This is a genomic window from Aeromicrobium sp. P2_G6, from assembly GCF_056403535.1.
On record NZ_JBFUFH010000003.1, the window covers coordinates 115,255 to 134,986 of the forward strand.

Below are 19,732 nucleotides of genomic sequence, written 5' to 3' on the forward strand. Positions count from 1 at the left end.
GGTACTTCTCCTTGAAGTGTTCAGCCTGCTTGCGTGCCGGGAACGGCACGAAGTGTGCGGTCGGTGATGGAACGGGATCCGCGGCCGATGGCCACGCGTCCCGACTGGGCGATCTCGCGGATGCCGAACGGTTCGAGAACGTTCAGCATCGCGGTGAGCTTGCCCGCGTCTCCGGTCGCCTCGATCGTCACGGCATCGGTGGCAACGTCGACCACCTTAGCCCTGAAGAGCTGGACGGTCTCCAGCACCTGCCCCCTGGTCTGGGGGTCGGTCTTGACCTTGATCAGCATGAGCTCGCGCTCGACAGCGCTGTGCGAGTCGAGCTCGACGATCTTGAGGACGTTGACGAGCTTGTTGAGCTGCTTGGTGACCTGCTCCAGCGGCAGCTCGTCGACGTTGACCACGATCGTCATCCGCGAGATCTCGGGGATCTCGGTCGGACCGACCGCGAGCGAGTCGATGTTGAAGCCGCGGCGCATGAACAGGCTCGAGACTCGCGCGAGAACACCGGGGGTGTTTTCCACGAGAACGCTCAACGTATGACTGGTCACAGGTCTTCCTCATCCCATTCGGGCGCCAGGTCGCGGGCGATCTGGATGGCGTCGTTGCTGGTGCCGGCGTGGACCATCGGCCACACCATGGCGTCGCGCTCGACCACGAAGTCGATCACGACCGGGCGGTCGGTGATCGCCATGGCCTTCTCGATCGTCGCGTCGAGGTCCTCCTCGGTCTCGCAGCGCAGGCCGACACAGCCGTACGCCTCGGCGAGCTTGAGGAAGTCAGGGATGCGACGGGCACCGATCGACTCCGGCCCGGTGTTGAGGTCGGTGTTGGAGTAACGGCCTTCGTAGAGCAGGGTCTGCCACTGGCGCACCATGCCGAGCGATGAGTTGTTGATGACCGCGACCTTGATCGGGATGCCCTCGATCGCGCACGTCGCGAGCTCCTGGTTGGTCATCTGGAAGCAGCCGTCGCCGTCAATCGCCCAGACGACCGTGCCGGGGAGCCCGACCTGGGCGCCCATCGCGGCCGGGAGGGCATAGCCCATCGTGCCGGCGCCACCGGAGTTGAGCCACTGACGCGGACGCTCGAAGTCGATGTAGTGCGCCGCCCACATCTGGTGCTGCCCGACCCCTGCGGTGTAGGTCGCCTCAGGGCCGGCGATCGCGCTGATGCGCTCGATAACAGTCTGCGGCGCGAGCCCCTTCTCGGGCTTGTCGTAGCCGACCGGGTACTTCGCCTTGATGCCGAGCATCTGGGCCTTCCACGCGGCGAAGTCACCCTCGACGCCGTCCTCGGACGCCTGCTTCTGCAGCGTCGAGATGAGGTCGGCAATCACCTCGCGGCAGTCGCCGACGATCGGGACGTCGGCCGCGCGGTTCTTGGAGATCTCCGCCGGATCGATGTCGGCGTGGATGATCTTGGCGAGCGGCGCGAACGAGGGCAGGTGACCGGTGACGCGGTCATCGAATCGGGCGCCCAGCGAGATCAGCAGGTCGCTCTTCTGCAGCGCCGCGACGGCTGCCACGGTGCCGTGCATGCCCGGCATGCCCAGGTGCAGCTCGTGGGAGTCGGGGAACGCTCCGCGGGCCATCAGCGTCGTGACAACCGGGATCTGCGTCATCTCGGCGAGCACCTTGAGCTCAGCGGACGCCTCGGCCTTGATCACGCCACCACCGACATACAGCACGGGGCGCTCGGCCGCGGCGATGAGCCGAGCGGCCTCGCGGACCTGCTTGCCGTGGGGGCGGGTCGTCGGACGGTAACCGGGGAGCGCGAGCTCGGTGGGCCACGTGAAGGTGGTCTTGGCCTGCAGCGCGTCCTTGGCGATGTCGACCAGGACCGGGCCGGGTCGGCCCGTGCCGGCGATGTGGAACGCCTCGGCGATGACCAGAGGGATCTCGTCGGGATCTGTCACCAGGAAGCTGTGCTTGGTGATCGGCATCGTGATGCCGCGGATGTCGGCCTCCTGGAACGCATCGGAACCGATCGCTCCGCTGGGCACCTGGCCCGTGATCGCGACGATCGGGACCGAGTCCATGTGGGCGTCGGCGATCGCCGTGACGAGGTTGGTCGCCCCGGGGCCGGAGGTCGCCATGCAGACGCCGACCTTGCCGGTCACCATCGCGTAGCCCTGCGCGGCGTGCCCCGCGCCCTGCTCGTGCCGGACGAGGATGTGGCGGATCTTCTCGGAGTCGAAGAGAGGGTCGTACGCGGGCAGGATCGCGCCACCCGGGATGCCGAAGATGGTGTCCACCTCGGCGTACTCCAGCGCCCGCACGAGGCTCTGAGCCCCCGTGAGCTGCTCGGTCATGATGTTGTCCTTCTGTTTCGGTCCATCGTATGTCGTTGAGTGACCCGGCTGTTCGCATAAAAAAATCCCTCGGCCGTGAGGCATTCGAGGGAGACGCGGGGCCGGATCAGGCCATCGCGTCAGCGGTGTACTACGAGAATCTCTGCATGCACGCGTTCAGTCTCGTCCCCGAGGCTCCAGTGGTCAAGTGGTGAGACAAGAAGTACCAGCATGTGGACCGACTTGTCAGAGCAGCGGGAGTGACTCGTCCTCGGACGCGACGCGACCCGTTGCCAGCCTGATCCAGTCGAGGTGGTCGCCGATCTTTGGCTCGCGCTCAGTGACCTCGGCGTACGCCTCCGCAAGGGTGCCCGAGACCGCCGCGACCGCCTCCTCGAGCAACGGCGGCGCGGCCACGTCGGGAGCCGACCGGGCGAGGTCGTCGCCGTGCACCACGAGCTCGATCAGCCGAGTGAGGATGAAGTCATCGCGGGTGATCGCCCCGCGTGGACCTCGTACGACATCGGTGCGCAGCGCGTCGAGGGCCCGGAAGCCCAACCTTGCGCAGTTGTCGATGCCGGCGAGGACGTCGCCGGAGAACGAGCGCGCCAGCTGTTTGGTGCCGTCGGCGATCTCGCGCGCCGCCGCGCCGTAGTCCGCAATCCATTGTCGAAGCGTGAGCGGGTCGGCGCCTGCCGCGGGACCCAGCAACGGGATGTCGAGGAACGAGCGGCCGACGTGCGTGACGAGCTCGTGGACGTTCCACGCCTCGAGCACGCTCTGTTCCTGGGCATGCGCCAGCAGGCCCGAGGACTCGATCCACCTCCGGAGCGCCGTCCACTGGGACCGCAGCAGCTCCTCGTTGGTCACCACGGAGAGGACTCGTAGTCCTTCAGGAACACCCCGTGGATGTCTTCTCCTGCCTCGCCGCGGATGATCGGATCGTAGACCCGGGCAGCGCCGTCGACCAGGTCGAGCGGTGCCTTGAACCCCTCCTCGGCGAGCCGCACCTTGGTGGGGTGCGGCCGCTCATCGGTGATCCAGCCCGTGTCGACGGCGGTCATCAGGATGCCGTCCTGCTCGAGCATCTCCCCCGCGCTGGTGCGAGTCAGCATGTTGAGCGCGGCCTTGGCCATGTTGGTGTGCGGGTGGCCGGGCCCCTTGTAGCGGCGGCTGAACTGTCCCTCCATCGCCGAGACGTTGACGACGTACGTGCGCCGCGCCTCGGCAGCGGCCATCGAGGGCCGCAGCCGGCTCACCAGGATGAAGGGCGCCGTCGTGTTGCAGAGCTGGACCTCCAGCAGCTCGAGCGCGTCGACCTCGTGCACGCGCTGGGTCCAGCTGTTGACGTCGACCGTGTCGGGGACCAGGCCCCCGGCATCGATCCGCGCCAGGTCCGCCGACCCGGCACTCAGCGCCATCGACGTCAGCTCCTCGGCGGTGTGCGCGTCGCCGGCCAGGACGGGATGCGACGACACCGACCCGACGAGCGCCGCAGGGTGTGCGTCGCTCGTATGACCGAAGGTCAGGAGCTCCGGCAGGGGTCCCTCCGGCAGTGGCGCGGACTCGGCCTCTGCCAGCGGTGCATACGCCCCGGGCGTACGTCGCACGGTCTGCGCGGCGTTGTTGATGAGGATGTCCAGCGGCCCCTGCGCGGCAACCGAGTCGGCGAGCCCCACGACCTGAGCCGGATCACGCAGGTCGATGCCGACGATGCGGAGCCGATCGATCCACTCGGCGCTGTCGGGCATCGCGGTGAAGCGCCGCACGGCGTCGTGCGGGAAACGGGTCGTGATCGTGGTGTGCGCACCGTCGCGCAGCAGCCGCAGCGCGATGTACATCCCGATCTTGGCGCGGCCACCGGTCAGCAACGCGCGCTTGCCCGTGAGGTCCGTGCGCGCGTCGCGCTTGGACCGGTTGAGCGCAGCGCAGTCCGGGCACAGCTGGTGGTAGAACGCGTCGACGACGGTGTACTTCTGCTTGCAGATGTAGCACGGACGAGCCACGAGCAGAGTGCCAGCGGTCGCGCCGGCGGCGTTCGACACGAGCGGCAGGCCCTCGGTCTCGTCGTCGATGCGTCGCGGCGAGCCGGTCGCCGTTGCGGCGACGACGGCGCGGTCGGCGGCGGCGACCTGGGCGCGCTTGTCGAGCCGGCGGTGCTTCTTGACGTTCTTGTAGAACTTGCCGCAGGCGCGGCGCAGTGCGACGTAGTCCGGATCGTCCTCCGCGAGCCGTTCGGCGGCGGCCAGGACCTTCAGCGCGACCTCGAGCTCCTCAGGATCGATGGAGTCGTCCTGGGCCTCGACGGGGAGGGACGGATCAGCGCTCATGACCCACCCATCGTAGTCGGCGTGGCCCGACGGCTCGGACGTGCTGGCCTCCCGAGCCGTGCGGACATCCCCACCCGGTGTGCGGGAAACGCGATGTCCTGCGAGCTCGCGCGCTTCTAGCGTCGACGTCATGACCACGACTACGACCACCCTGCCAGCCGAGACCGACGACCTGATCCCGGCGACCCACGCTCGCCCGGAATCCGTCCTCCGTCAGCACTGGCTGTTCTTCGCCGCCATCGCGGCCGTCATGCTGCACATCGCTGACGACAACTTCTTCCAGCCCAACCCCGGGGTCTCGCCGGCCGATCACCTTGTCAGCGGCCTCGTGCCACTGGGTCTGCTCGGACTCGGAGCGTGGGCGTACGACCGCGTCCGCGCCGGCAACCGGGCGCTCATCGCCTTCGGCACCGCCATCACCGGCCTCGTCGTCGGGCTCGTCGAGCCGGTCAGCCACTGGGGCAATGTCGGCCTCCGCAACGACGACTACTCCGGCGTCCTTGCCGCCGTTGCCGGGCTGCTGCTGCTCGGCCTGTCAGCCGTGACGTTGTGGCGGTCCCGCCGACTCGACGACAGCAGGACACGTCGGTACATCCGGCGTACGGTCAAGGGCGCCGTCACGGTGGCCCTCATGATGGAGGTCGTCATGATCCTCGGCTTCAGCTACGCGATCACCCACGTCTCGCGCGCCGAGCTCCAGACCCCGCACCTCGGGACCGCCCATGAGAACGTCACCCTCACGACGACAGACGGACTGCATCTTGAGGGCTGGTACATCCCGTCCCGCAACGGCGCGGCGGTCATCGCCTTCCCCGGGCGCAAGGGCCCGCAGGCTCATGCCCGGATGCTCGCGGAGCACGGATACGGCGTGCTGCTGTTCGACCGTCGGGGCGAAGGCGCCAGCGACGGAGACGGCAACCTCTTGGGCTGGGGTGGCGCGCGCGACATCGATGCCGCCGTCGACTTCCTCAAGAAGCGCGCCGACGTCGATCAGGGCCGCATCGGGGGCATCGGGTTCTCCGTCGGCGGAGAGCTCATGCTCGAGGCGGCGGCCAAGAACAAGGACATCGCTGCTGTCGTGTCGGAAGGCGCTGGGACTCGGACGCTGAGCGAGCAGATTCAGGAGTACGACGGGTTCGACCTGGTCCGCGGATTTCACCAGATGGTGACCCTGAACGCCGGGACCGCCCTGTTCTCGGGTGACCTGCCGCCCGAGAGCCTGACGGACCTGGCCCCGCGCATCGCACCGCGACCGACCCTCATGATCTGGGCGCCCAACGGCGGCAACAAGGAGACCATGTCGCCGGAGTACGCCCGACTCATCGGCCCGTCCGCCAGCGTCTGGGAGATGGACGACGTCAAGCACATCCGTGGGCTGCAGACCCACCCGGAGGAGTACGAACGCCGCGTCGTGGGCTTCTTCGACCAGGCTCTGCCGGCCCAGCCGTGACGGTCAGCCGCAGACGGCGCCGTCTGCGGCTGAGCTGACGAGCTTGCGGTACTTCGCGAGGACACCCGTCGTGTACTTGGGCGGCATGGGCTCCCACCCGACCTTGCGAGCCTCGAGCTCCTCGGCGTCGACCTCGACCTCGAGGGTCCGGTTGGCCATGTCGAGGACGATCGGGTCGCCATCCTTGACGAACGCGATGGGGCCGCCGTCGACCGCCTCGGGAGCGACGTGGCCGACGCAGAGTCCGGTCGTGCCGCCGGAGAAGCGCCCGTCGGTCAGCAGCAGGACATCCTTGCCGAGACCGGCGCCCTTGATGGCACCGGTGATCGCCAACATCTCACGCATGCCGGGTCCGCCCTTGGGACCTTCGTTGCGGATCACCACGACATCGTTGGCGACGATCGTGCCATCCTCGAGCGCATCCATCGCGGCGCGCTCGCCGTCGAACACCCGAGCCGTTCCGCGGAACACGTCGGAGTCGAATCCGGCGCTCTTGACCACGGCGCCGTCGGGAGCGAGCGAGCCCTTGAGGATCGTCAGGCCACCGGTCTTGTGGATCGGGCGGTCCATCGTTCGGATGACGTCACCGTCGAGCTTCTCGGTGATGCCGGCAAGGTTCTCGGCCATGGTCCTGCCGGTCACCGTCATGACGTCGCCGTGCATCAGGCCGGCATCCAGGAGCGCCTTCATGATGACGGCGGTGCCGCCGGCCTTGTCGACGTCGTTCATGACGTAGCGGCCGAACGGCTTGAGGTCGCCCAGGTGCGGGACCTTGTCGCCGATGCGGTTGAAGTCCTCGAGCGTGAGGTCGACCTCGGCCTCGCGGGCGATTGCGAGCAGGTGGAGCACGGCGTTGGTCGACCCGCCGAGCGCCATCGTCACGGTGATCGCGTTCTCGAAGGCTTCCTTGGTCATGATCTGTCGCGCCGTGATCCCCTTGCGGAGGAGCTCGACGACAGCTTCGCCGGAGGCGATCGCGAAGTCGTCACGTCGGCTGTCGATCGCCGGCGGGGCGGCCGATCCGGGCAGGCTCATGCCGAGGGCCTCAGCGGCTGTCGCCATCGTGTTGGCGGTGAACATGCCGCCGCACGCACCCTCGCCGGGACAGATGGCGCGCTCGATCTTGTCGACCTCTTCGCGAGTGATGAGCCCCTTGATGCACGCGCCGACGGCCTCGAAGGCGTCGATGATCGTGACGTCCTTGCCATCGACGTTGCCCGGCATGATCGAGCCGGCGTAGAGGAACACGCTCGCCAGGTCGAGGCGTGCCGCGGCCATCAGCATGCCGGGCAGGCTCTTGTCACAACCGGCGAGGAGGACTGATCCGTCGAGGCGTTCGGCCATCATGACGGTCTCGACCGAGTCGGCTATGATCTCGCGGCTCACCAAGGAGAAGTGCATGCCCTCATGGCCCATCGAGATGCCGTCAGAGACCGAGATCGTGCCGAACTCCAGCGGGTAGCCTCCGCCGCTGTGCACACCGGTCTTGACGGCCTTGGCGAGGCGGTCGAGGGACAGGTTGCACGGGGTGATCTCGTTCCAGCTGGACGCGACGCCGATCTGGGGCTTCTCCCAGTCGTCGTCGCCCATGCCGACCGCGCGGAGCATGCCTCGCGACGCGGTGGCCTCGAGGCCATCGGTGACGGTGCGGCTGCGGGGCTTGATGTCGATCGGGTTCTCGGAGGCCATGCCCCAAGATTACGGCTCAGTCCGTGGCGCCCGTCGAGCAGGATCGGTATCAGCCACTGGCTTGATTGCGGCCGATATCAGCCCTGCGCTACAGCAGCGGCACGAAGATCAGCGCGACTGCCCAGCTGACGAAGCTGCCCACCAGGACGTACTCGGCCTTGCGACCGGCGACGTCGCGCGAGATCTCGGGGAATCGGAGGATGCCCTTGGCCGCGACGACGGCGGTCAACGCGGCGTACTGCCCTGACAGTGCCATCGCGAAGATGAAGATCCGCTCGATCGGCCCGAGCACCCGGCCGCCCTTGAGCGTCTGCTCGCTCGCCATGACCCCGGCGTCGGTGCCGGCCAGCACCATACGCACGATGATGTTGGCCGACTCGACCAGGAACACCAGGCAGCCGACTGTCAGTGCGAATCGTTCGAACGAGATGCCATGCAGCGACTGGAGCTCGAGGGAGTCGTACCAGTCCGTGAGCCAGCCGCCGTCCACGTGAAGCCTGGCGCTGCCGGCCAGGATCGAGGTCACGGCAAGCCCAAGCCCGACGATCGGCCACGGGTATGCCCGGTCGACCGGGGTCGACGCAACCCACGCGATGATCGCGACGATGCCGATCGGCGCCCACCACCAGTCGACGCCGGTGCCCCAGACCGCGAGCACTGTGACCACAGCGCCGACGACCGACGCCCGAACGAGTGCAGGTCGATCGGCGGGACGGTCCTGGGGGCGCGCGAAGTCGGCGAGGCCGATCGCGAGGAGCAGGGCAGCGAGGAGGATCAACGCAGAACCTCGGCGCTGCCGAGCAGCGCGAGCGCGCCATTGCGTTGCAGGTTCTGGGACACCGCAGACTGCGAGATGCCCTCCGCGTTGGCCAGCTCCACCTGTGTCCGTCCTTTCAGCAGTCCCAGCGCGAGTCGCCGGCTGCGGTCGTTCATGCCGCTGACGATCTCGTCGCGGCACATCAGCAGTGCGTTGGTCAGGCCCACCGGAGGAAAGTCCCCCGCCCTCCCCTCGGCCACGCCGTACCAGCTGCGTAGCGACCGGTGTCGCCGCACCTCGCGCGCCTTGGCCTCGACGATCGCGTCACGGGCGGCCCACCACGCGGGACCGTCCTGCATCGGACCGTAGTCGCTCCTGCCGACGCTTTGCCAGGTGCCCGCGCCCAGCCCGAAGCGGCAGTCGAGCGGATGCGGCAATGCCAGCCTCAACAGCAGCGTCGCCTGCAGGGCCGCGGACAGGTCGACGTACGCAGCCTGGCTCTCGTCGCCGATCGTGGCCGCGAGGGGCTGCAACGCGGGGACGATCTCGTTGACCTCGGCGAGGGCGGCCACGAAGTCCTGCTGGGCGGCGGCCCGATCGGGTTGCTTGCGGGAGCCGACCAGGTCCACGATGACGGCTATGCCGACGTGTTCGGTCATGAATATAAGGCTATCACTGAACTTGCCAAGATATAAGCCATTGGCTACCTCACCGCCCGTGATCAGGACGAGGCGACGGCTCATTAGTGTGAGCCTGTGACCATCACGTTCGTCAGCACCTCATGGGCCCTCGAGCTCGACGCCGATCTCCCGCTCCTCCTCGAGGCAGCCGCCCACCGCGGGATCGACGCCGAGATCACGCTCTGGGACGACACCACGGTCGACTGGAACGCGTACGACGCCGTGGTCGTCCGCTCGTGCTGGGACTACACCACCCGACGCGATGAGTTCCTGGCCTGGGCGGCGTCGGTCCCCCGCCTGCACAACACTCACGAGGTGCTGGCGTGGAACACCGACAAGATCTATCTCCAGCAGATCGAGGCAGCCGGCGTGCCGATCATCGAGACCCGCTGGAACGTCGCTGATGGCGGCGACCTCGGCGACCACGCCGAATGGGTCGTCAAGCCCACGGTCTCGGCCGGCTCGTTGGACACTGCACGCTGGGAGTCCCCCGCCGACGTCTATGCCCACAGCGCGACTCTGGTCGGCGCCGGGCGTACGTCCATGACGCAGCCCTACATCGCCTCGGTCGACGATGAGGGCGAGACCGCGATGCTGTTCTTCGGAGGCGAGTTCTCCCATGCGATCCGCAAGGGCCCGATCCTGGTGCGGGGTGAGGGCATTCGCCAGGACCGCGACGGGCGCGGCGACAACGACGTACGGACGCCAACCCCAGCGCAGCACGAGGTCGCGGCAGCCGCCCTTGCCGCGGTCGATGAGGTCCTCGGACACGCGGCCGACCCGCTCTATGCCCGGGTCGACCTGGTCACCGGCGCCGACGGATCTCCGCTGGTCATCGAGCTCGAGCTCGCCGAGCCCTACCTGTTCCTGACGCTGGCCGAGGGTGGCGCAGGCCGACTCGTGGACGCCATCGCAGCACGGATCTAGACTGCTGGTCAGGGACTGGGGGCACTAGGAGGCTCCCATGACTCGTCGGACGTACGCCGCTGTCGCACTGGTCTGCGCCACGTTCCTCGCCGGCTGCTCCGGGAGTGATGAACAGGACCCGGCAAAATCCAAGTCGAGCGTGCCAGCCGATCGCATGGTGGACGTCGGCGGTCGCTCGCTGCACCTGCACTGCGAGGGTTCAGGCACGCCCACCATCGTCTTCGAATCCGGACTCGACGGGGAGGAGTCGGCCTGGAACGACATCGCGGCCGAGTTCAAGGCCGATTCGCGCGTATGCACCTACAGCCGGGCCAACATCCCACCGAGCGACGAGCGGCCTGGAATGCACACCGCGGCGGACAGCGCCGCCGACCTCGACGCGATGCTGGAGGCTTCCAAGGAGAAAGGGCCGTACGTAGTCGTGGGATTCTCGATCGGCGGCCTGATCACCCAGCTCTACGCCGCAGAACACCCCCAGAACGTCGCAGGGCTCGTGCTGGTGGAGGCCAACCATCCCGAGGAGTCCGAGCAGTTCGAACAACACCTCACGCCTGAACAGATCGAGGAGGACCGCGCCCAAGCCAATACCAACACCGAGCGCCTCGATCTGGTCGCCAGCTTCACGCCGGCGCATCCCGTTGCGCTCCCGGAGGTCCCACTGGTCGTCGTGACCGCCGGGAAGTCGGAGCCCTGGCCCCCAGGTTGGGATGACCAGGTCTTCGATCGCCTCCGCGCCGCGCAGCAGAAGGAACTCGCGGCATCAGTGCCAGGTGGGACGCAGGTCATCGCCAAAGAGAGCGGGCACGACGTCCCGCACGACCAACCCGAGATCGTGGTCTCGGCGATCTCAACGGTGCTCGGAGCTGTGCAAGACAAGGATCTGGGGAATTGATTGCGGCGGGTCGACCCGCCGTGGACAATCAGCGCTTGTGAAGTCACCCGCGGCCGCCTTCGTCCGCTACTACGACGTCGAGAGCGCCGACGGCACCCGCCTCCGGGCCTGGACCAACGATGCCGAAGGGCCGACGGTCTTCCTGTCGAACGGCCTCGGCACCAATCCCCACGCGTGGCCCTCGCTCCTGCGGCCCGACTGCGGCGTGCACGTCGTCTCGTGGAACCACCGCGGCGTCGGCGGATCGGAGCGACCGCCGAACGGCCGGGTCGACCTCGATGCGTTCGTCGAGGACGCGCTGGCGGTCATGAACGACGCGGGCATCGACTCAGCGGTCGTCGCTTCCTGGTCGGCCGGTGTCACGATCGCGTTCGAGCTGGCCGGTCGTCACCCCGAACGGGTCAAGGGGATCCTCGCCGTGGCAGGAGTGCCGGGCAACACGTTCGCCACGATGCTGGCTCCCCTGCGCCTGCCACCGGTCGTCTCGAAGCAGCTCATGGTCGGCCTCGCGCGTACGGCAGGGGCTTCTGGCCGTGCGCTGGCACCACTGACCCGGCGGATCCCGTGGACCAATGCGACGGCCAACATGCTCCGCATGACCCGGCTGATCAACCCGTCGGCGGACACCGCCGAGCTGCGGACGCTGATGCAGGAGTTCTGCACGACGCATCCCTCGTGGTACGCCAAGCTCGCCCTCGGGGTGTCGGAACACCGGCGGGTGTCACTGTCGAACATCACGGTGCCGGTGACATTCATCGCCGGCAAGTGGGACATGCTCACCGGCGCGCGCGACATGCTCTCGGCGTCCGACCGGCTCGCGGGGTCACGCTATCTCGAGCTCGATGCGACGCACTTCATCCCGATCGAGTTCCCCGACCTCGTCCTCGACGAGCTCAAGCACCTGATCGCCCGCACCGCCTGACTCGCCTCAACCTCCGCGATTTGTGACGGAGTGCACGGGTTCGCTGTCCCCAAGGCGTGCAGATCGTCACAAATCGCGGGGGCTGAGGATCAGGTGAGCTTTTCGAGGATCAATTCGCGGACCCGGCCGGCATCGGCCTGACCGCGCATCTCCTTCATGACGGCACCGATCAGCGCGCCCGCAGCAGCCTGCTTGCCGTCGCGGATCTTCTGCGCGGCATCAGGGTCACCCGCGATCGCCCGGTCGACCGCTTCGCCGAGCGCACCGTCGTCAGAGACGACCTCGAGCTGGCGTCCGACGATGACCTCTTCAGGCGTGCCCTCGCCGGCGATGACACCGTCGAACACCGAGCGCGCGAGCTTGTCGTTGATCCGGCCGGCGTCGATCAGCGCCTGGATCTCGGCGACCTGCAGCGGGGTGATGCCGAGCGAGTCGAGATCGGCGCCCTGCTCATTGGCACGACGAGCCATTTCGCCGAGCCACCACTTGCGGGCGGCCTGGGGGCTGGCGCCTGCCTCGATCGTCTCGGCGACGAGCTGGAGCGCGCCGGCGCCGATCGTGTCGCGCATCTCGAGGTCTGTGAACCCCCAGTCGGCCTGCAGGCGCGCGCGGCGTACGGCCGGGGGTTCCGGCAAGGTGGCCCGCAGCTCCTCGACCCACTCGCGTGACGGCGAGACCGGCGCGAGGTCGGGCTCGGGGAAGTAGCGGTAGTCGTCGGCGTCCGACTTCTCGCGACCCGAGGACGTCGTGCCGGTGTCCTCGTGGAAGTGACGGGTCTCCTGCAGCACCGAGCCGCCCGCGTCGAGGATGCCCGCGTGGCGCGAGATCTCGTAGCGGACCGCGCGCTCGACGGAGCGGAACGAGTTGACGTTCTTGGTCTCCGAGCGCGTGCCCAGCGTCGTCGAGCCCTTGGGCTTGAGCGAGAGGTTGACGTCGGCGCGCAGCGAACCCTGGTCCATGCGTACGTCGGAGACCCCCAGGCCGCCGATCAGGTCACGGACGTACGACACGTACGCACGCGCGACCGCCGGAGCCTTGTCGCCGGGCACCTCGATCGTGCGGGTCACGATCTCGATCAACGGGATGCCGGCGCGGTTGTAGTCGACCAGCGAGAAGTCGGCGCCGTGGATGCGACCCGTCGAGCCGCCCACGTGCAGCGACTTGCCGGTGTCCTCCTCCATGTGTGCCCGCTCGATCTCGATCCGGTAGGTCTCGCCGTCGACCTCGACGTCGACGTGTCCGTCGAACGCGATGGGCTCGTCGTACTGGGAGGTCTGGAAGTTCTTGGGCATGTCCGGGTAGAAGTAGTTCTTGCGCGCGAACCGGCACCACTCGGCGATCTCGCAGTTGAGCGCGAGGCCGATCCGGATCGCCGACTCGATCGCCTTGGCGTTGACGACCGGAAGGGCGCCGGGCAGCGCGAGGCACACCGGGCACACCTGCGTGTTCGGCTCGGCGCCGAACTCGGTCGGGCAGCCGCAGAACATCTTGGTCGCGGTGTTGAGCTCGATGTGGATCTCTAGTCCGAGAACTGGGTCATAGCGCGTAAGGGCCTCATCCACCGGAACAAGGAGCCCAGCCATGTCGGTACTCACATCATCACCTCCAGATCGGGTGCCTGGGCAAGCATGGGGCCGCCCCACTTGTCCTCGAGGAGCTTCTCGAGGGCCGCGCCGGCGTTGTAGAGCCGGTCGTCGGCTTTCTGAGGTGCGAGGAACTGCAGGCCGACAGGCAAGCCGTCCTCCTCCGCAAGCCCCACGGGGAGTGACAGACCCGGGATGCCGGCAAGGTTGGCCGGGATCGTGGCCACGTCCTGGAGGTACATCGACAGCGGGTCGTCGAGCTTCGCGCCGAGGGTCCATGCCGTCGTCGGTGAGGTCGGCGAGACGAGAACGTCGACCTGCTCGAACGCCGACGCGAAGTCGCGCGCGAGCAGCGTGCGTACCTTCTGCGCCGACCCGTAGTAGGCGTCGTAGTAGCCGCTCGACAGGGCGTAGGTGCCGACGATGATGCGGCGCTTGACCTCATCGCCGAAGCCCGCATCGCGGCTCGACGCCATGACCTGCTCGGCGCTGGGGTCGTCGGCACCGGCGGGCGGGACGCGTACGCCGTAACGCATCGCGTCGAACCGGGCGAGGTTGCTGCTCGCCTCGCTCGGCATCACGAGGTAGTAGGCCGCGAGGGCGTACTCGAGGCTCGGGAGCGACACTTCGACGACCTCGGCACCTGCGGAGGTCAACAGCTCGACAGCCTCGTGGAATCGTGACATGACACCGGGCTGGAAGCCCTCGACGCCCATGCCCCCACCATTCAATTCAGTGACGATGCCGATCTTGAGCCCCTTGACGTCGGCGCGGCGCGCGGCCGCGACGACGAGCGGTGCGGGAGCGTCGATGCTGGTCGAGTCCATCGGGTCGTGACCGCCCATGAGCTCGTGCAGCAGGGCGGCGTCAAGGACCGTGCGCGTGACGGGTCCGGCCTGGTCGAGGCTGCTGGCCAGCGCCACGAGGCCGTAGCGGCTGATGCCTCCGTACGTCGGCTTGACGCCGACCGTGCCGGTCAGTGCGCCGGGCTGGCGGATCGAGCCGCCGGTGTCCGTGCCGATCGCGAGCGGTGCTTCGAAGGCAGCGACGGCGGCAGCCGAGCCGCCACCGGAGCCGCCCGGGATGCGGGTCCGGTCCCAGGGGTTGCGGGTGGGTCCGTAGGCCGAGTGCTCCGTCGACGAACCCATCGCGAACTCGTCCATGTTGGTCTTGCCCAGGATCGGCAGGCCGGCAGCCTTGATGCGCTGCGTGATGGTGGCGTCGTAGGGCGGGATCCAGCCGTCGAGGATCGCCGAGCCGCAGGTCGTGGGCATGCCCTTGGTCGCGACGATGTCCTTGACCGCGATCGGTACGCCGGCCAGCGCGTGCAGGCCTTCTCCGGCGGCGCGGCGGGCGTCGATGTCGGCGGCAGTCGCCAGGGCGCCCTCGCCGTCGACGTGCAGGAACGCGTGGATGTCGCCGTCGACCGCCGCGATGCGGTCGAGCTGGGCCTGGGTGGCCTCGACGCTCGAGACCTCCTTGCTGGCCAGCTTGGCGGCGAGCTCAGATGCGCTGAGGCGGGTCAGATCTGTGGTCATCAGTCCTCCCCGAGGATCTTGGGGACGAGAAACCGCTGCTGCTCGGCCGCGGGGGCGCCGGCGAGCGCCTCCTCAGGCGTCAGGCACGGGACGACGACGTCCTCACGGAAGACGTTGTTGACCGGGAGCGGGTGGCTCATCGCCTCGACGTCGTCGCCGGCAGCCTGCTGGACGACCGCGACATGCTCGAGGATGGCGGGCAGCTCGGCGGCGAGATGGTCGAGCTCGGCCTCGCTGAGGTCGATGCGGGCGAGGCCGGCCAGATGGCTGACGTCGGCGCGCGAAATACCCTTGGCGGGCTCAGACATACAGATCCTTGCGGGTGGAGTCGGGGGTACCGATCCATCCTAGTGACCGTCGCGGCACGCTCAGGACTGGGAGCGTGCGATGAGTGCCTCGATGCCGTCGAGCATGACCTCGAGGTCGAAGCGGTACTCAGCGAACGGGTCGCCGCCCGGCTCGGGCTCATCGGCTTCGCCGGACCAGGCCATCCGGTGCAGGCGCGGAAAGCGCTCCTCCTCGACCACGTCGCGCAGGATCGCGGTGTAGTCGACCGGCTTGGCGCCGGCCCCCATGGCCTGTTGCGCGTCGAAGGCCATACGAGCGTCGATCAGCGCGTGGGACGCAATGAGGCCGAGGACGCGCATCTTGTCGCCGTCGCTCAGGCCGGTGTCGTCGAGCGCCTCGAGGCCGCGCTCCATCCAGGTCAACGAGTTGGGCGCCAATGGCGGGGTCGCCATCGGCATCTGGACGATCCAGACGTTGCGGGCGATGGCCTCCCGCTGAGCCATCGCCCAGCCGTGCAGCCGGCTGCGCCACGACTCCCCTTCGAGCTCGAACTCCAGGACTCCGTCGGCGCTCGCGTTCCACATCAGCTGCAGCAGCTCGTCCTTGTTCGTCACGTAGCGATAGAGCGACATCGTGGTGAACCCGACAGCCTTGGCGACGCGTGCCATCGAGACCGCGGCGAGCCCCTCGGCGTTGGCGATGTCGATTGCGGCGGCGACGATCGCCTCGACATTGAGTCCGGGCTTGGGGCCACGCCGACCGACCTCGCGGCGACCCCACAGCAGGTCGAGGCCCGGCGGGAGGACGGTCTGGTCGTCGGATTCAGCCATGATCACACCCTTCCAGATGGCTTCTTGCGACTTTCAGTGTACGTCATATACAGTTTCGTGTATGACATACACAGTTACCGCTTCAGGCATCCGCAAGGCATACGGGGAGCACGTGGTCCTCGACGGCGTCGACCTCGACGTCGCCTCCGGGTCCGTGTTCTCGCTGCTGGGGCCCAACGGCGCCGGCAAGACCACCCTGGTCCGCATCCTCGCGACGCTCCTGGCCCCCGACTCGGGTTCCGCCACGATCGCCGGCCACGACCTGGTCTCCGACCCGGTCAGCGTCCGCGGGGTCATCAGCCTCACCGGCCAGTACGCCGCGGTCGACGAGGTCCTCACCGCCGAGGAGAACCTGCACATGATGGCGCAACTGAGGCACCTGCCCCGCAAGGCCGCCCGGCAGCGGGTTGAGGAGCTTCTCGTCGAGTTCGACCTCGTCGATGCGAGATCCCGCCGGGTCGGCACGTTCTCCGGCGGCATGACCCGCCGGCTCGACCTCGCGATCAGCATGATCGAGCGCCCTGAGCTGCTGTTCCTCGACGAACCGACGACAGGCCTCGACCCGCGCAGCCGGGAGCAGGTGTGGGGCACCGTGCACCGCCTCGTCGACGACGGAGTCACGATCCTGCTGACGACGCAGTACCTCGAGGAGGCCGACCAGCTCGCCGACCGCATCGCTGTGCTCGACGGCGGCTCGATCGTCGCCGAAGGGACGGCCGCCGAGCTCAAGTCGACGATCGGCGGTGAGTTGCTGCGCATCGAGCTCGCGGACGACGAGTCGTACGTACGGGCGACGGCTCACCTGGGCGCGGAGCGTACGGACGAGCGGCTCCGCAGCATCGAGGTGCCGACCGACGGCTCCCCCGCCGAGATCCTTGCGCTGTTGGCCCGGCTCGAGCGCGAAGGTCTCGCCGTACGCAAGGTCACGACGGTCCACCCGAGCCTCGACGACGTGTTCTTCTCCCTCACCGAACGACCCGCCGCATGATCACCACGACACCGACAAGGAAACCCCTCATGACGATCTCCACAGCCGTGCTCGACTCCCGCGTGATGGTCACGCGCAGCGTCCGTCGCTCGTTCCGCGACCCCGAGGCGTTCTTCACGGCCCTGATGCTGCCCGTGATCCTGATGCTGATGTTCGTGTACGTCTTCGGCGGCGCGATGAACACCGGCGGCGACTACGTCGACTACGTCGTGCCGGGACTCTTGCTGTTGTGCGCCGGGTTCGGCGCCGGCACGACGTCGGTCAGCGTCGCCCAGGACATGAGCAACGGGATCGTCGACAGGTTCCGCTCGATGCCGATCCACGGCTCCTCGGTCATGGTCGGGCACATCGTGGCGAGCATCGTGCGCAACCTCATCGCCACCGCCCTGGTGATCGGCGTGGCACTGCTCGTCGGCTGGCGACCCAACGCCTCACCGCTTGAGTGGGTCGCCTCTTTCGGTGTGGTCCTGATGTTCATTCTCGCGATCTCGTGGCTCGCGGCAACCGCCGGACTACTCCTCGGCAGTCCCGAGGCAGCCAACGGGTTCTCGATGATCCTCATGTTCCTGCCATACGTCAGCACGGCCTTCGTTCCGGCCGACACGATGCCCTCGTGGATGCGCGGGTTCGCCGAGCACCAGCCGCTCACCCCGGTCATCGAGACGCTGCGCGGCCTGTGGATGGGTACGCCGATCGGCAACCAGGCGTGGATCGCAGCGGCGTGGTGCGCCGGCATCCTGGTCGTCTCGATCCCGACATCGGCGTGGCTCTTCGGCCGGCGCACGTTGAGATAGGGATCAGGTGCGGGCGAGGGGCTCTCCGCGCAACGGCCTGGCGGCCTGGGCGCGGCTCTCGTTGTCGCGGACGCGGGGCTCGTAGTGCGAGAAGAACACCTTCCCGACCAGGTCGCGTCGACTGTGTACGCCCGTCTTGTCGAACACGCTCTTGAGGTGCTGCTGGACCGTCTGCGCTGACACGTGGAGCGCCGCTGCGATCTCGGTCGTCGCGTTGCCCTGGAGGACGAGGCGGGTGACGTCCTGCTCGCGGTCGGTGAGCCCGTATGCCGACATCAGCAGCGACGCGATCCGCGCCGGATGCGCCGGCTCGATGATGACGGTCACCCGGCGAGGTCCGCCGCCGGTCACGAGGGTCGCCCCGTGCAGGACCACCCATACGCCGGACTTCGTCAGCACGCGGGCCACGGCTGCGGGCCGGTCGGCTTGCTTCAGGGCCTGGCCCGCGACCGCCAGCACCGATGGAGGCAGGATCCCGGCGTCCCAGTCCCCGTCGGGGAGGTCTGACAGCCATCGCCGGGCGCCGGGGGTCAGCGAGTCGACCTCCCAGCTCTCGGTGAGCACGACCAGGCCCGGGCCGTCGGGCGACTCGGGGTCGGTCGCCTGGCCGACCAGCAGAGCGCGCCGCGCGCCTTCGGCCAGCAACGGTGAGACGGTCTCGATGAACGCGAAGTCCTCGGCATCGAACGGCGCCTGGCCCGTCTCGCGGTAGAGCCCGAGCGCGCCCCAGACCGCCCCGCGATCCGTGCGAAGTGCGGCGATCAGCTCCTGGTCACCGCCGTAGACCATGTTCTCGTGCCAGCGAGGGCTGCTCGACGGGTTGCCTCCAGTGGCCTCGAACAGGGTCGAGATCCCCCGCTCGGAGCGCGCCACGTCTGCCAGCTGGTTGACGTCGTCCTCGTAGTACTCCGCGGCCAGCCACTCCGGCGGCAGCTCGGGCAGGTCCTCGCTGAAATGGCTGGTGACCAGCAACGATGCCGGGTCCATGGTGTACCAGCACGGCGCCATGTAGTGCGGGACGGCGGTCATGAACACATCGGAGGCCGCACGCCAGAACGACACCAGGTCGAGGCCCTGGCCGGAGAGCTGTGCGAGTCGATCAACGGCCCGCTGCTTCGCGTACGCGTTCATCCCATCAGGTTAGGTGTCGCTCCCTCTAGCACCTACCACTTTTGTGGAATGGGCATGGCCCTCAGACGTACCTACGGTCGATAGCGACCGACCACACGTTGAGGAGACACCATGACGACACATACCGACAGCGGTCCGAGGGCCCAGGTGCTCGGCCCCCAGGACGGCCAGATTCTCGGCTCCCCCGAGGGGGTGCGAGACCGCTTCATGATCAACGTCACCGACACCGGCGGCGGCTTCTCGCTTGTGGAGCACCTGTTGGCTCCGCGATCGCTCGCCGCACCGGTGCACCGCCACAGCCGTGAGGACGAGTACACGTTCGTCCTCGAGGGGCAGCCCGGGATCCTCGTCGGCGAGCAGGAGGTGTTCCCCGGCGTCGGCGACCTGGTGTCCAAACCGCGGGGGCAGTGGCACACGTTCTGGAACGCGGGAGACGCGCCCGCACGTGTCCTGGAGATCATCTGCCCGGGCGGCCTCGAGGAGCTGTTCAAGGTGCTCGGCCTGATGACCCACGAGCCGGAGCCGGAGGAGATGGCCGCCATGGCCGCCGGCTACGGGTGCGAGGTCGACTTCGAGACCACTGGTCCCCTGATGGAGCGGCACGGGCTCAGCTTCTGAGGGGTGCCCCGTTGAGATAACT

The 19,732-nt window shown here is 68.1% G+C and carries 19 protein-coding genes; 7 read left to right on the top strand and 12 right to left on the bottom strand.

The annotated features are described in order from the left end of the window. Positions 1-20: 20 nt before the first annotated feature. The 4 genes from ilvN to AC1DVU_RS11575 form a co-directional block, all read right to left on the bottom strand. Positions 21-551, bottom strand: a complete 531-nt coding sequence (gene ilvN, locus AC1DVU_RS11560) for an acetolactate synthase small subunit (RefSeq protein ID WP_476922583.1) — start codon at positions 549-551, stop codon at positions 21-23. Next, positions 548-2,314, bottom strand: a complete 1,767-nt coding sequence (locus AC1DVU_RS11565; RefSeq protein WP_476922584.1) for an acetolactate synthase large subunit — start codon at positions 2,312-2,314, stop codon at positions 548-550. The genes ilvN and AC1DVU_RS11565 overlap by 4 nt, the downstream gene beginning before the upstream one ends. Positions 2,315-2,539: 225 nt before the next feature. After that, a complete protein-coding gene (locus tag AC1DVU_RS11570) occupies positions 2,540-3,166 on the bottom strand; it encodes a maleylpyruvate isomerase N-terminal domain-containing protein (protein WP_476922585.1) in 627 nt (208 codons plus the stop codon). After that, positions 3,160-4,623: an SDR family NAD(P)-dependent oxidoreductase gene (locus AC1DVU_RS11575; protein ID WP_476922586.1), complete on the bottom strand. Its 1,464-nt coding sequence runs from the start codon at positions 4,621-4,623 to the stop codon at positions 3,160-3,162. Before AC1DVU_RS11575 ends, AC1DVU_RS11570 begins: the two co-directional genes overlap by 7 nt. Before the next feature lie 130 nt (positions 4,624-4,753). On the opposite strand from AC1DVU_RS11575, the gene AC1DVU_RS11580 reads away from it, so the two are divergent. Then, the gene (locus tag AC1DVU_RS11580; protein ID WP_476922587.1) at positions 4,754-6,073 is read left to right on the top strand and encodes an alpha/beta hydrolase; all 1,320 of its coding nucleotides are present in this window, start codon (positions 4,754-4,756) and stop codon (positions 6,071-6,073) included. 3 nt (positions 6,074-6,076) lie between these two features. On the opposite strand, the gene ilvD is transcribed toward AC1DVU_RS11580, so the two are convergent. The 3 genes from ilvD to AC1DVU_RS11595 form a co-directional block, all read right to left on the bottom strand. Beyond that, a complete protein-coding gene (gene ilvD / locus AC1DVU_RS11585) occupies positions 6,077-7,762 on the bottom strand; it encodes a dihydroxy-acid dehydratase (protein ID WP_476922588.1) in 1,686 nt (561 codons plus the stop codon). A gap of 88 nt (positions 7,763-7,850) precedes the next feature. Next, positions 7,851-8,540, bottom strand: a complete 690-nt coding sequence (locus AC1DVU_RS11590; protein WP_476922589.1) for a hypothetical protein — start codon at positions 8,538-8,540, stop codon at positions 7,851-7,853. After that, positions 8,537-9,178: a SatD family protein gene (locus AC1DVU_RS11595; RefSeq protein WP_476922590.1), complete on the bottom strand. Its 642-nt coding sequence runs from the start codon at positions 9,176-9,178 to the stop codon at positions 8,537-8,539. Before AC1DVU_RS11595 ends, AC1DVU_RS11590 begins: the two co-directional genes overlap by 4 nt. Before the next feature lie 96 nt (positions 9,179-9,274). Here AC1DVU_RS11595 and AC1DVU_RS11600 point away from each other — a divergent pair, with 96 nt between their 5' ends. The 3 genes from AC1DVU_RS11600 to AC1DVU_RS11610 are packed head-to-tail and all read left to right on the top strand — an operon-like array spanning position 9,275 to position 11,940. Further along, the gene (locus AC1DVU_RS11600; RefSeq protein WP_476922591.1) at positions 9,275-10,126 is read left to right on the top strand and encodes an ATP-grasp domain-containing protein; all 852 of its coding nucleotides are present in this window, start codon (positions 9,275-9,277) and stop codon (positions 10,124-10,126) included. Positions 10,127-10,163: 37 nt separating this feature from the next. Beyond that, on the top strand, positions 10,164-11,018 hold the full coding sequence (locus AC1DVU_RS11605; protein WP_476922592.1) for an alpha/beta fold hydrolase: 855 nt from the start codon (positions 10,164-10,166) through the stop codon (positions 11,016-11,018). Positions 11,019-11,055: 37 nt separating this feature from the next. Next, positions 11,056-11,940: an alpha/beta fold hydrolase gene (locus AC1DVU_RS11610; RefSeq protein ID WP_476922593.1), complete on the top strand. Its 885-nt coding sequence runs from the start codon at positions 11,056-11,058 to the stop codon at positions 11,938-11,940. 89 nt (positions 11,941-12,029) lie between these two features. Here AC1DVU_RS11610 and gatB read toward each other — a convergent pair whose 3' ends face one another. The 4 genes from gatB to AC1DVU_RS11630 are packed head-to-tail and all read right to left on the bottom strand — an operon-like array spanning position 12,030 to position 16,179. Further along, positions 12,030-13,523 (bottom strand): Asp-tRNA(Asn)/Glu-tRNA(Gln) amidotransferase subunit GatB, encoded by a 1,494-nt coding sequence (gene gatB / locus AC1DVU_RS11615; RefSeq protein ID WP_476922923.1) that lies wholly within the window; start codon positions 13,521-13,523, stop codon positions 12,030-12,032. Between the two features lie 8 nt (positions 13,524-13,531). Then, complete coding sequence (gene gatA, locus AC1DVU_RS11620) at positions 13,532-15,061, bottom strand: Asp-tRNA(Asn)/Glu-tRNA(Gln) amidotransferase subunit GatA (protein WP_476922594.1); 1,530 nt, start codon at positions 15,059-15,061, stop codon at positions 13,532-13,534. After that, positions 15,061-15,369: an Asp-tRNA(Asn)/Glu-tRNA(Gln) amidotransferase subunit GatC gene (gatC, locus tag AC1DVU_RS11625; RefSeq protein ID WP_476922595.1), complete on the bottom strand. Its 309-nt coding sequence runs from the start codon at positions 15,367-15,369 to the stop codon at positions 15,061-15,063. Before gatC ends, gatA begins: the two co-directional genes overlap by 1 nt. A gap of 60 nt (positions 15,370-15,429) precedes the next feature. Next, positions 15,430-16,179 carry a TetR/AcrR family transcriptional regulator gene (locus AC1DVU_RS11630; RefSeq protein ID WP_476922596.1) on the bottom strand — a complete coding sequence of 250 codons (750 nt, stop codon included), beginning with the start codon at positions 16,177-16,179 and terminating at the stop codon, positions 15,430-15,432. A gap of 61 nt (positions 16,180-16,240) precedes the next feature. Here AC1DVU_RS11630 and AC1DVU_RS11635 point away from each other — a divergent pair, with 61 nt between their 5' ends. Beyond that, positions 16,241-17,167, top strand: a complete 927-nt coding sequence (locus AC1DVU_RS11635) for an ATP-binding cassette domain-containing protein (protein ID WP_476922597.1) — start codon at positions 16,241-16,243, stop codon at positions 17,165-17,167. Positions 17,168-17,196: 29 nt separating this feature from the next. Then, on the top strand, positions 17,197-17,961 hold the full coding sequence (locus AC1DVU_RS11640; RefSeq protein WP_476922598.1) for an ABC transporter permease: 765 nt from the start codon (positions 17,197-17,199) through the stop codon (positions 17,959-17,961). A gap of 3 nt (positions 17,962-17,964) precedes the next feature. Here the strand turns inward: AC1DVU_RS11640 and AC1DVU_RS11645 are convergent, their stop codons facing one another. Next, positions 17,965-19,092, bottom strand: a complete 1,128-nt coding sequence (locus AC1DVU_RS11645) for a helix-turn-helix transcriptional regulator (protein WP_476922599.1) — start codon at positions 19,090-19,092, stop codon at positions 17,965-17,967. Positions 19,093-19,203: 111 nt separating this feature from the next. Between AC1DVU_RS11645 and AC1DVU_RS11650 the strand changes: the two genes are divergently transcribed. Next, positions 19,204-19,710 (top strand): cupin domain-containing protein, encoded by a 507-nt coding sequence (locus AC1DVU_RS11650; RefSeq protein WP_476922600.1) that lies wholly within the window; start codon positions 19,204-19,206, stop codon positions 19,708-19,710. The last annotated feature ends 22 nt before the right edge of the window (positions 19,711-19,732 follow it).